Origin of the sequence: Pusillimonas sp. ANT_WB101, assembly GCF_008369125.1 — a bacterium.
Classification (GTDB): domain Bacteria; phylum Pseudomonadota; class Gammaproteobacteria; order Burkholderiales; family Burkholderiaceae_B; genus Allopusillimonas.
Window position 1 is genome coordinate 45,500 of the sequence record NZ_VOAY01000006.1, and the last position, 13,168, is coordinate 58,667.

The 13,168-nt window shown below is 50.9% G+C and carries 9 protein-coding genes; 8 read left to right on the forward strand and 1 reads right to left on the reverse strand.

The features are described 5' to 3' along the window. The first annotated feature begins 207 nt into the window (after positions 1-207). From FQ179_RS21155 to FQ179_RS21185, 7 genes are all read left to right on the forward strand, one after another. On the forward strand, positions 208-1,071 hold the full coding sequence (locus tag FQ179_RS21155; RefSeq protein WP_188074684.1) for a site-specific integrase: 864 nt from the start codon (positions 208-210) through the stop codon (positions 1,069-1,071). Next, positions 1,068-1,427, forward strand: a complete 360-nt coding sequence (locus FQ179_RS22830) for an AlpA family transcriptional regulator (RefSeq protein ID WP_255475096.1) — start codon at positions 1,068-1,070, stop codon at positions 1,425-1,427. The genes FQ179_RS21155 and FQ179_RS22830 overlap by 4 nt, the downstream gene beginning before the upstream one ends. A 201-nt stretch (positions 1,428-1,628) precedes the next feature. Then, positions 1,629-1,844 carry a hypothetical protein gene (locus FQ179_RS21165; protein ID WP_149399582.1) on the forward strand — a complete coding sequence of 72 codons (216 nt, stop codon included), beginning with the start codon at positions 1,629-1,631 and terminating at the stop codon, positions 1,842-1,844. Between the two features lie 336 nt (positions 1,845-2,180). Then, a complete protein-coding gene (locus tag FQ179_RS21170; RefSeq protein WP_149399584.1) occupies positions 2,181-2,678 on the forward strand; it encodes a hypothetical protein in 498 nt (165 codons plus the stop codon). Positions 2,679-2,863: 185 nt separating this feature from the next. Beyond that, on the forward strand, positions 2,864-3,091 hold the full coding sequence (locus FQ179_RS21175) for a hypothetical protein (RefSeq protein ID WP_149399586.1): 228 nt from the start codon (positions 2,864-2,866) through the stop codon (positions 3,089-3,091). A gap of 143 nt (positions 3,092-3,234) precedes the next feature. Beyond that, positions 3,235-5,997 (forward strand): phage/plasmid primase, P4 family, encoded by a 2,763-nt coding sequence (locus FQ179_RS21180; protein WP_149399588.1) that lies wholly within the window; start codon positions 3,235-3,237, stop codon positions 5,995-5,997. A 378-nt stretch (positions 5,998-6,375) separates the two neighbouring features. Further along, positions 6,376-6,822: a hypothetical protein gene (locus tag FQ179_RS21185; RefSeq protein WP_149399589.1), complete on the forward strand. Its 447-nt coding sequence runs from the start codon at positions 6,376-6,378 to the stop codon at positions 6,820-6,822. A gap of 93 nt (positions 6,823-6,915) precedes the next feature. On the opposite strand, the gene FQ179_RS21190 is transcribed toward FQ179_RS21185, so the two are convergent. Further along, positions 6,916-7,524, reverse strand: coding sequence for a hypothetical protein (locus tag FQ179_RS21190; protein WP_149399591.1), 609 nt, complete (start codon positions 7,522-7,524; stop codon positions 6,916-6,918). Between the two features lie 381 nt (positions 7,525-7,905). On the opposite strand from FQ179_RS21190, the gene FQ179_RS21195 reads away from it, so the two are divergent. Next, a complete protein-coding gene (locus tag FQ179_RS21195) occupies positions 7,906-12,858 on the forward strand; it encodes a type ISP restriction/modification enzyme (RefSeq protein ID WP_149399593.1) in 4,953 nt (1,650 codons plus the stop codon). Positions 12,859-13,168 lie beyond the last annotated feature (310 nt).

A 13,168-nucleotide genomic window follows, 5' to 3' on the forward strand; every position in this document is an offset into this window, starting at 1 on the left:
GGGGAACATTTCCTGAAAAAAAGAGGCTGACTCATGGCGACCATTGTAAAACGTAACGGAAAATTCTCTGCCCGAATCCGCATAAAAGGCTATCCGACTGTTAGCCAGTCATTTAACACCGCTCGTGCCGCTCAATCTTGGGCGGTAAGTATTGAGGATGCAATCAGGCGAGGTACTCATAACTTTAAGGAAGCTATTGTACCGAACTTGAGCGAAGCCCTACGCAGGTACGAAGGCACCGTAACCGTGCAAAAGCGCGGGGCACTGGCTGAAAAATACGTCATAAGCATCTGGCGGCAAACCAAGCTAGCCCGCCAGCCCTTGGACTTTATCCAACCCAGTGAAGTTGCAGAGCTACGGGACGCATGGCTAAAAAATCTAGCCCCCGGCACGGTAACTCGCCGCCTCACGCTATTAAGCCACCTGTTCGAAATAGCCCGCAAAGACTGGGGTTTACCTGTACAGAATCCCGTTAAGGACGTGCGCAGGCCTTCCGTCCATAATGAAAGAGCGCGGCGCATAACCGATGAGGAGCTGCGGCTGGTACTGGCAGCTTCTCGCAGTTCGACACTCAAAACTATTGCCCCGCTTGCTCTAGCAACAGGTGCCCGGCTGGGTGAGTTGGTGGGTGCTCAATGGCGGCATGTTGATCTTCAGGCGCGTGTTATGCATTTCCCGCTTACCAAGAACGGAACCAGCCGCACCATACCCCTATCGCCTGACGCGTTAGCCATCCTGAGTCCCCTATCCGGTCAAGTAGGCGAGTCTGTCTTTAAAGTCACTTCGCACAGTATGAGTACGGCTTGGATACGTGCCGTTGATAGGGCTAGGCAAACCTATGAAAAGGAATGCGTCCGGGCAGGCGTAGAGATTAGCGAGACTTGGCTTGTGGGCTTGCGTTTTCATGATTTGCGGCATGAGTTCACATCAAGAATGGCTGAGCGCGGCCTAAATGCCTATGAGCTATCCGCGATTACCGGGCATAAGAACTTGGGCATGCTGGCTAGATATACGCACTTAAGGCCAAGTGATCTAGCAGCGAAGCTGGCCTCGTTGGAGGCCCGCGCATGAAAGGGGATATCGACGGGCTTGTGGCCGCGCTCTCTGCATTGATCGCACAGCAGCAGGATATTGCAAATCTGGCTGCACGCCTGCAACAGCATGCATTGGCACCGGATCAAAACGCAGATCAAAAGGATGGAGTGCGAATACAGAGACCGATGTTTGTATCGACTACAGCACCACCCTTGTTCGTACGCATGAAAGACCTGCCAGCGCTGACTGGCATATCTAGGGCTGAGATTTACCGCAAGATAGCTGCGGGTTCGTTCCCTAGGCCGGTATCGCTGGGTACTCGTGCAGTGGCGTGGCGCATCGCTGATTTACAGGCGTGGGCTAACAGCCTGCAGGTACAGGACTCGACGTAACTTTACCAGCGCAGCAGGCGGCTAAAACGTCGACGGCTGCGATGTTCTTTAACAAGATGAAGTAGTCTTCTTTGAAGGCTGGCCCAGAGTAATGCTCGGCCAGCCAGCTTTGAAAACATGCTTGCATAAGCGGAATATTTTGCGTTACAATCATATTCATAAGCGCCTGACTAATAACAAATAATTCACAAGGGCTTTTGCATGACTTATCCCGACTCCAATTTAATTTATGGCTATGCCCGCTTGGCACACATGCTAGGCATGACCCCTAACGCGCTGCACCAGCGCAAGCACCGCGGCCGTTTCACACTAAAGCCTGTATTCCATATCGGCAGGACGGCTGTCTTTGACCGGCGGCAGGCAAATGTGTATATGCAGCAGTTCGAGGCTGACGCCAAAAGGAAGTCCAGGATCTAATAGCCGTACACGCCACCACAACGAAGAATAAGAAGGAGCAAATCCTCATGGGCAAAGAAAAGCTCACAACAGTTCGAGTACCGCTTTACATACGCATAAAGGGTTGGTTCAACCGCCGTCAGTGGTTGCATTTACACGTCAGATATCAATACCCTTTAATTGGGGCGGCGGAGTGCTGCGCATCAGCGCTTCTACTGTTCTAATCAGCATCTTTTAAGGAACAATTCATGACTGCTCATTGATAATTGCCTGACGGGCCCTTACTTGCGACCGCTTTAGTAGTACTTTAGATACCCGTCACAACACAGTCATTACAACAATAATAAGGAGTGACATATGCAAGACCCAGCACAGCAAGACCAGATCATCTATTACCAGCAGTGTCATGAGCGAGCCTCACAACGGCTTGAAGATATGATTGAGGAGTTAACCATGAAGCATGGCTATGAGTCTTACTGCACTCAGCTGCGCGGACCCTTAATTGACCTCATTACCGCGCACCTACTGACGCTAAATGCAACAATTCGTTTGGGTGGGCCTGAAACCATCGCGTATGGCATACAAGAAAGCGACGCTGCATTGATCAAGAAGATAGGACGGTTGATACTGGACGACGGTCAACAGCTATTTGAGCCTGCCGAAATGGCGCTCGCACGGTGCAAACTGCCCAAGCGTGCGCAACGCGAAATTCATAATGAATGGGTTCTATCACGAGGCATGTTCCACGCCAAACCGCGTTTGCGTTGCCTCACGACAAAGCTGGCAAAGCGGGGACGGAAAATGAGTCACGCTGCGCTTGACCGCTTTGTCGACCAGCCAGAACGATTCTGGTAAGAATTCGTAAAACGGTCTATGTCGCTATGCCCTGCCTTATATGGCTTAAGCCTTCAACAGTGCAGGGATGAGGAACAGGCTGGTATTACGTGAGTGAAGCATCGTCGCGATGGCTTCACAGAAACCCCGAGCCGGGGCGGGTCAACCCCCGGCACACCTTATAAAAACACTAAAAAGGGTGATCGATGCCATACAAACACTCTCTGATGATGGGCGATGGCCTGAAAGAAGCCTCTGAGTTGGCGGAGGTGCTAGCTGCATACAGACGTTTAGATGATGGCGTAACCGCACGTTGCGCATCGTTCAAGGTGCTTCACCTTGCCGCACTGGTAGAAAACCTGCGCCGCCTGCATACGGAAGCTGAGCGTCTAAAAGACCAGCTGCAGCACCGCATGGCAGCGATGACCCCGTAAAGAATAAAGACCCCGGAGCATGGTGCTTCGGAGCCTTTAGAATCGTAAGTTATTTAGCAGCGGTCCAAGCTTCTATTATAACTTGCGAGACACCCTAAGGCTAGCTTTTAGCCTGCTAACCCGCTTGTTATAAGGATGTCCTAATGACAAATCATAACCAGAAGATCGGTATTCAAGCCGACAGCAGTATCGAAGCCCCATTTATCAGCGACGCTGATATGGGCGATATGGGGGCGGTGCCCGCCCCCGATTTGCAAGCAGTGCTTGACAGCATCTTGATTAAGGCTGGCCGAGAGCCTCAGACGCTGTATCGCGGATACCAGATGCGTGATAACAAAGATGCTCAGGGGCAAAGCGTGGAAGAAAAGTGGAAGTATGTGTCCGAACGGGACTCGGCAAACCGCTTTGAACAGCTTCATCCGATGTTTGCCACGGTGCTGGCCTCGACGTATCGCAAAGACAGTGAGGACGTGAGCAGGTCAGATGCGCTGAGCCTAGGGCACTTTGCCTATTTCGATTTCGATTTCGATGCAGATAGCATTGATGAGGTATTGCCTAAGGTGCGCCAGTTTATCGGGAAACTAACGGATGCAGGAGCAGACGCCACTGCGCTGCATATCTATGCGAGCGGCGGCAAGGGTTTTCACGTCATGGTGCCGCTTGAGATGTTCTTGCCTAATGGCGTTTGGAGCTTAGGCCTTGATGATGTAGCGGGCTTTCATCAAATCATTAAAGAAATTGCCTTCACGCTCAACGTGGATACGCTAGACATGCGTGTGTACACGTCAGCGCGCATGTGGCGACAGGCTAACGTCAAGCGCGTACGCAACACGTACAAGGTGCCAGTAGCGTTTGCTGACCTGGTGTCTATGGATGCAGATCGCTACGCAGAGATGGTGAGCGCCTCCCGCGAGGATATTGCCCGATGCCCTGCTAAATTCGTACCGGCCCTTGGGCTGATGTGGGTGAACGCTCGGGACAAGGTGCGGGATTTGCTCAAGGTGCGGGCGCAACGTGCAGCCGCCCCCCGCCGTGAGGTTGCCGCGGAAGAAATCGACCGCTACTCTGACGCGTTATGGGCCATTGATCCAGACGCGGGCGGCTATGGTGACTGGTTCTCTTGCGTGGCAGCTACTAATGACTTGTTTGACGGTAGTGATCAAGGGTTTGCACTGGTGGATGGATGGAGCAAACAGGGCAGCAAATACAGCTATCAGGCGCTGCTTTCCACGTGGGAAGGGCTAGATGGAAACCCTGCGGGCGGAAGCGCCATAACGGCGGCTACGGTGTATCAATTGGCCTATAAAGCAGGGTGGGAGGATAAGTGGCAGCACCTGAACCCCAATCACAACCCGGCGGTAAAAGAGGATGCTACGCCAGTCCATAACACTGAGGTGGGGATGGCTGAATACCTTATGCGCAAGTATGCGGATCAACTGTTGTACATCATGGACTTAGAGATGTGGTATTTCTGGGACGGCAAGGTCTGGCAGCGGGATGATGACGCGTACAGCCTTAATAAGGTAATAAAGCGGGAAGGCAGACTGCTTAGAGAGCGTATCGGTCAAGGGTTAAAAAAGGATCTGACAGAAGCGACGGAGCAAGGCGATAAGGAAGCCATGCGAAAGGCCCAGCAGGCCCTCACGGCTCACATTAAGTTCTACGATGGTCTGGAGTCAGCCCGCACCATCGACGCAGTGAAAAAGCTGATGAAGGCAGAGGTTCGCCGTGTGACGCATCAGGCACTTGATGCGGAGCCATTTCTGCTTAACGTTCAGAACGGTGTCGTTGATCTGCGAACAGGGGAACTTCTGCAGCATACGCCAGAACGTCTGATGTCTAAAATAACTTCTGTACCGTACAACGTCTCTGCGCCGTGCCCGAACTTTCAAAAATTCATCTTTGACGTTTCGAAGGATCGCCAAGAGTGGGTGGACTATGTGCAACTTGCATTGGGCTACAGCCTGTCGGGTGACATGGCAATGCAAAAAGCGTTCTTCCAAGGCGGGCAGGGCTCTAACGGCAAAAGTACGCTGAATAACACACTGCTTAAGCTACTGGGTACCTACGCCCAGCGTGTGCCGGTACAAATGCTTATGGTTGCCCGGCGCAAGGCTGGCGCTGTTGCACCAAGCCCGCAAATGATGAACCTGCCGGGTACGCGAATAGTATTTGTCACAGAGGCTGAAGATGGCAATCAGCTCAATGAGGGAGCCTTTAAAAACCTCGTGTCCACTGACCCCCTGCCAGCGCGGAATCTTTTCGCCAAGCGAATTGCTGAGATAAGGCCACAATTTAAGCTATGGCCTGCGTTCAATGAGTTGCCCAAGGTGGCGTCCACGCTTGATGGCGTATGGCGGCGGATTGTGTCTATCCCGTTTGACATGAACTACAGCGGCGCGGACAAGGACAAGCGGGTCTACGGGATGGAGGATATCTTGTCAGCGGAAGGCGAAGGTATCCTCGCGTGGTGCGTGGATGGTTTCCGCAAGCTGTGGAAGCAATCGACCAATGCTGAGGGGCAGAGGATTGGATGGGCACTGGATGAGCCGGAATGCCTAATGGCGGCAAAGGAGAGGTACCGCCGTGAGTTGGACATCATCTGGCGTTTTGTGGATGATTGTTTAGTGCAGGATGAACCCGAAAATGCCAATGAAGGCGAAATCCCCGCAACGATGTTGTACGCCGCCTATGCAAATTTTTGCCAGTGCAACAACTTAGCGAAGGTGAACAGTACAAGGTTTGGCCGGGATATCGCAAAGCATCTGACGGAAAAGCGCCGAAATATTAGGGGTAACGTCTATTATGGGTGGCGCATTTTGGACGTATGGGTAACTTCGAGCATGAAGGAACAGCAGGGAAACCGGACTGATATTCTTACCCGAGCGGTCTATATCGCCGACTAAACCGGGTTCATGTAGGGTTTTATGTAGGGTTTGCAAAAGCCCTACACCTCAAGGCCCTTTATCCATGCGAGTCTTGAGAATCCATGTATAGATGTATAGTTTTCGTGAATAAAAGTTTTCCCATACACGAGAACAAGTGGGGCTAGTCGCTTCCTATATGAGGTTTATTTATTAAAAACTATACATACTATACATAGAAAAAGGGAAAGCCCTTGTTCATGCGGGTTTCAAGCATGTAGGGTTCACCTAAAACCCTACATAAACTATACATGACCCTACATAACCACCTTGAACATATAACAAGCTGAAAAATCTCTGAGAATGACGGCCCACCATTGCGCCCAAACAGCCTTACAAAAATAATAAGAGGTAGCCCAAATGGATATACACTTGAGCTTTGACCCTAACCCGGCCAAAGAAGCTGACGCACTAACGGCGTTCATCCTTGACCCGAAGAACCCGCCGCCAATCTACACCTGCCAAGCCGAAGGCGATAAGCCATATGTGATCAAGTCTCTACTGCGCCGCGCTCAAGTGCTGGAGCACCTATGGTTTCGCTTGATTGGTGAAAGCCTAGAGGCAGGCCAGCCCAAGGTTCGGGGCGAACTTGCACGGCAGGCACACGCTGCAAACAAAGAACTTATGACGATTCAAAGCGCCTTGTACAAGATACAGCGCGATAACGGCCTGCAATGCGTGAGGCCTACAGAATTACTGCTTGCTGACGCGCCCCCGCCGCCAGGCTTGACCAATCGGGAGCGTGTACAGGTAGAGATGGCGGCCGATGAGGTTTATGAGGCAGAATTCAACGGCCCTAGCCCTTGAGCGAAACCGAACCCGGCCCTTGCCAAGCCTCAGTTGCCAAGCGAAACCGAAAATGAAGCCCGCCAGCCGCCCTCACTGTTTAAAACTGCGGGCTTAAAGCAACCGTGCTTTACGGGGAATTTCACGGGCTTTTCTTTGCGCCTCGGCGGCCTCTCTTTCTTGCTCTTTCTTGGCCTCTAGCTTGGCATTCTCATAATCTGCCAGAGACACAGGGACAAGTCTTACGAGCAGAATTACCGAGTCCATATAGGCCGACCTTAGGTACTCAATTCGCGTGAAGTCACCTTCCCATATGCGCCGGAGATTATCGCCCGTGTTCTCATCTCTAAATGTACCGGGCACGCGCCCGTATCGCTCATTCGCTATATCTTCCAGCTCTTGCGCATTCTCAAATCTTGAAATGATGCCTATTTCCCTAATATCCCCTGAGAACGTTACAGACATATCCCCTCTGTACGGGAAGCCCAAATCAGGCAAATTACGCAGGTTCCAAGTGTGCCCAATGTCTCCTTCACGCCCTGGCAAGCGATCAGTTTTACACAAGCCACTACCTGTATCGGTGCATTCTGGAATATCGGACGCAGGCCCACCTATGCGTATACCCATAAAGCTATCGGGCTGCTGTTCCCAAACCACGCCAGCCGCTTGGGATCCGAACGAGATCAAAGACGCCATGAGCGCCCACGCTATCTTCAGTTTCATGCTTCCCCCCTATTCTTGTTACACCTTGAGCAATATAAGGTAACACCTTCAAAGCGTCCAACTCTGCACATGTGAGATGTTAGGCGAGGCCATTGCGGACGCAGAGGCCTGCACGCTACCGGCATTAAACGAAACCGAAAACGCCCACTGAACTTGCGCCTTGCTGACGCGCCCCCGCCGCCAGGCTTGACCAATCGGGAGCGTGTACAGGCTGAGATGGTGACCGGTCAGACTTATGAGGCGGAGTTCAGCCGTCAACACTCAAGCACCACCTGAAACGCCTCTTCTGATCTTAGTGAGTGAAGACGCACTGATATCTATGCGCCAACTGGTATATTTGCCTTAAACATTTTTTGTTCACATTCCTACGGGTCAGCTTGCATGTCTGCACTTCAACATCTTCTCTCATCATTTCGCGCTGCTGCAGTCTCTGAACGCGAAAAAGGCACATATTTCGAAGAGCTGATAGTCAACTATCTGCGCAACGAGGCGACCTATCGTGATCTGTACAGTGATGTGTGGACGTATGCAGACTGGGCCAAACAGCAAGGATTGGACGGGCGTGACGCAGGCATTGATTTGGTGGCAAAGACCCAAGGCACGAACGAATTCCACGCCGTACAGTGCAAATTCTATGCCGAGGACTATCGCGTTCAGAAAGGCGACATCAATAGCTTCTTTACGGCGTCGGGCAAAAGCATATTCAAGCACCGCGTCATTGTCAGCACGACAAATAACTGGAGCACGCACGCCGAAGATGCGCTGCAGGATCAGAATCCTCCCGTCAGCAAGATCGACCTGTACGATCTGGAGAGCAGCCAGATTGATTGGGCCAAGTACCAACCCGGAAAGACTCCTGTACTTCAGGCTAAGAAAACCTTACGCCCGCATCAGAAAAGCGCTCTGGACGCTGTCGCTCAGGGGTTAAAGACGGCAGAGCGCGGCAAACTGATCATGGCCTGCGGTACGGGCAAGACGTTTACTAGTCTCAAGATCGCGGAACACATTGCAGGCGCAGGTGGCCGTGTGTTGTTCTTGGTGCCCAGCCTGTCTCTTTTATCGCAAACCTTGACGGAATGGACTCAAGAATCCGAATTGCCGCTACATAGCTTTGCCGTGTGTTCTGACAGCGATGTAGGAAAGAAACGCAAGGTCGATGATGACGTAGTGCAGACTTTTACTCACGAACTACGCTATCCGGCAACTACGGAACCGGCCCGGCTAGCATGTGAAATCTCCAAACGCCACGATGCTCAGCACATGAGCGTGGTCTTCAGCACTTATCATTCCATTGACGTTATCAGCCAAGCACAAATGCAGTTCGACTTGGCTGATTTCGATTTAATTGTTTGCGATGAGGCACACCGAACTACGGGTGCTACCTTTGACGGACAAGAAGAAAGCGCCTTTGTCCGTGTCCACAATGCCGATTTCATCCGTGCGGCTAAGCGTGTGTACATGACCGCCACACCACGCATCTATGGTGATTCGGCCAAAGCCAGTGCAGAGAAAGATAACGTTGCGCTCGCGTCAATGGATGATGAAACCTTGTTTGGCAAAGAGTTATCTGTCATCACCTTTTCCGAAGCGGTGAAGCGAGGCCTGCTGGTCGATTACAAAGTCATCGTGCTGGCAGTAGAAGAAGCCCACGTCAATCGCCGCATCCAAAGCCTACTGGCTGACGGGAATAATCAGTTGAAGGTGGATGATGCTGCGAAAATCATCGGCTGCTGGAAGGCATTGTCTAAACAAGGGCTAGATGCCGATCTGGCTGAAGACACGTCACCTATGCAACGCGCCGTGGCATTTTGCCAAGTGATTGAAGCCAATCACAAAGGCAAGACCCACAAAGTCAGCTCAAAGAACATCGCATCCATGTTTCAGGCTGTAGTCCAGGCCTATCAGGAAACAGAAGAGTTTGAAACACTAACGCCCTTGACCTGTGAGGCGGCGCACGTGGATGGCAGCATGAACGCCAGTCAAAAGGAAGAAAAGCTTAATTGGCTCAAAGCCGATACACCCGAGAACACCTGTCGAATTCTTAGCAATGTGCGTTGCCTCTCCGAGGGCGTTGATGTTCCTGCTCTAGACGCTGTGCTGTTCCTTACGCCCCGCAACTCGCAGGTGGATGTGGTGCAGTCGGTGGGGCGCGTCATGCGCAACGCACCGGGCAAAAAGCGCGGCTATGTGATTCTGCCTGTTGTCATTCCAGCAGGCGTCGAGGCACACGAAGCCTTGAACGATAACCAGACTTATAAAGTGGTCTGGCAGGTCTTACAAGCGTTGCGTTCACACGATGACCGTTTTGACGCGATGGTCAACAAGCTGGACTTAATCGGCAAAGACGTAAAAAAGATGGAAGTCATTGCCATCACCGACAAGATCCAAAAAAAGCAGGAACGCAAACCGGGCGAAGCCAACAGGCGTCGCGCCAAGGGTAAATTCGCACTGGGCGAACCTACTCAAGAGTATCCTACCCACGAACAACACGATCTGCAGTTTGAAATCGGTGAAATTGAACGCGCCATCTACGCCAAGCTCGTGCAGAAAGTGGGCAATCGCCACCACTGGGAAGACTGGGCCAATGACATTGCCAAGATCGCCCGAACGCACATTGATCGCATCGCTGCCATCATTGAGGAACCTGCCAATACGCGTGAACGTGAGGCCTTCAGTACATTTGCAGCCGAGTTGCGTGATGATTTGAATGATAGTATCAGCGATGGCGAGATCATCGAAATGCTGGCCCAGCACCTAATTACCAAGCCTGTATTTGACGCGCTATTCGAGTCGTACAGCTTCGCCCAGCACAACCCCATGTCGCAGGCCATGCAGAGCGTGCTGGATGCTTTGCAAGAGCACCACTTGGACAAGGAGGCTGATACGCTGCAACGCTTTTATGAAAGTGTGGCCCTGCGGGCGCAAGGCATTGACAACGCAGCCGGTAAGCAGAAAATCGTGGTGGAGCTTTACGACAAATTCTTTCGCAACGCATTCCCGCGCATGACCGAACGCTTAGGGATCGTATACACACCCGTCGAAGTTGTGGACTTCATTATTCACAGTGTCAATGACGTGTTGAAAGCCGAGTTCGGCCAGACACTGGGTAGCAACGGTGTACACATTCTGGACCCCTTTACAGGCACCGGTACCTTCATCACCCGCCTGCTGCAAAGCGGCTTAATGACACCGGAACAATTAAAGGAAAAATACAAGAGTGAAATACACGCGAACGAGATTGTGCTGCTGGCTTATTACATCGCCGCCATCAACATAGAGGCCGTGTATCACGACATCGTTGGCGGTGATTACGTGCCATTTGAAGGCATTTGCTTGACCGACACGTTTGAAATGTATGAAAAGGACGATCTGGTAAGCGAACTGTTGGAAAACAACAGTGCTCGGCGAAAGCGTCAGAAAGGACTGGATATCCGAGTCATCATGGGCAACCCACCTTACTCGGCGGGACAAGCGAGCGCAAATGACAATAACGCCAATGTCGCTTATCCGCATCTGGATAAGCGGATCGAGACTTCTTACGCTGCTCGTTCAGCAATGACTTCCATTAAAAACTTATATGACAGCTATATTCGCGCGATTCGCTGGGGCAGTGACAGGCTAGGCAAGGACGGTGGCGTGATGGCGTATGTATCAGGAAACGCTTGGGCGGAACGCCGGTTCGCCGATGGTATGCGGAAATGCTTAGTGGAAGAGTTTAGCAATATCTACGTGCTTAACTTACGTGGGGATATAAGAAAGAATATGTTGAGTAAAGGACGAGCAAAAGAAGGCCAAAATGTATTTGGTAGTGCCAGTATGACGGGCATCTCAATTACCATATTCGTCAAAAGCCCAAACGCAAAAGAACATGGTCAAATTTTTTATCACGATATAGGCGATGATCTTAAACAAACTGAAAAGCTAGAAAAAATAAAAAGCTATACCGGGATTAATGGCATTACTAAAAAGAACGGTTGGCAAGCTATAGTTCCGGATGTACATGGTGATTGGCTTGGTCAACGAGACGGCAGTTTCGCTAAATTCATCGTCTTAGGCGACAAAAAGACCAGCAATATCAAAGTGTTTGGCAATTATTCGCTAGGCATAGGAACCAATAGAGACGCATGGTGCTACAACCTTTCAATAAATAATTTAGCGAAGAACATGGGTAAGACTGTTGATTTTTATAATTCCGAAGTAGATCGCTTCAACGCAGTCTACGCTGGCATCGATCGCGCTGCAAGAGACGAAAAAATAAACGATTTTCTTGATAGAGATAGCAGTAAAATAGCTTGGTCGAGCAGCTTAATACCTAATGTGGCACGAGGAATTAAGGGCGAATATGATGCCAAAAAGCTAGTTTGTAGCTTATATCGTCCTTTTTCAAAACAATGGTTGTATTACGACCCGATGTTCAATCATCGTGTCGGCCAAATGCCACATATATTTCCAAATGCAACGGTGAAAAACTTGGTCATTTGCGTGTCAGGTGTCGGAGCACGTAGCGGCTTTTCAACAATAATTACCGATACGTTGCCATGTCTGGATAACATCGAAAAGGGCCAATGCTTTCCCCTTTATCTCTACGATGATACCAAGACGGCTAGCTCCCTATCCACTTCACAAACTCAGGCTGAGTTTGATGCCCTCGCCATAGCCGAAGCGCAACCCCGCCGCCGCCACGCTCTAACGAATGAAGGCCTGACTCATTTTCAGTCCACCTACCCAAGCGAGCAAATCAGCAAAGAAGATATTTTCTACTACGTCTATGGCGTATTGCACTCCGAAGAGTATCGCGAAAAATACGCTGATAACCTGTCCAAAGAGTTGCCGCGCATCCCCTGTGTCAAAACCGTAGAGGGCTTCTGGGCATTCAGTAAGGCTGGCCGAGCATTGGCCAATCTGCATTTGAACTATGAAACCGTCGCCATGTATCCAGCCACCATCCTCGGCGGCGGTACAAGTGATGATGATTACCGTGTGGAAAAAATGAAGTATGGTGCCAAGAAAGACCTGACCACGCTGCACTACAACAGCAAAATAACCGTAAAAAACATCCCACTGGAAGCCTATGACTATGTAGTCAATGGTAAGCCCGCACTGGACTGGGTGGTTGAGCGCCAGTGCGTCAAAACCGACAAAGCCAGCGGTATCGTCAATGACGCCAATGATTGGGCCATCGACACAATGCACAACGCCAAGTACCCACTTGAGCTCTTCCTACGTGTAATAACGGTAAGTCTAGAGACAATGAAGATTGTTCGCTCTTTACCGCCTCTCGATATTCTAGAGAGCGAGCTATCGGATATTTCACATGCGGGTGCACTTGCATAGAATTAACCAGTCAAGATTTAACCAAGGCCAAAATTTGTTCGAATCAAGTACCTGATGTAAGGCAAACTAAAGTCACTGCGCTATCAGTCTACACTCCTAGAATATGCTTGTGCAGATTTACAGCCAGAACCGTAGTCATGAATTGTGCCTGAGTTTTTCCGAGATGGTGGGTGGATTGCAGTCGCCGTTTTCGGTTTCGGTTTGCCATAGGCCGAAAGTTTGAAAACTTGAAAATTTTGTGCAAGGCGGTAGGTAGTGGGAAGCCCACTCGGAGACGATAAAAACTACCCCCTTCACTCTGCCTTGCCGG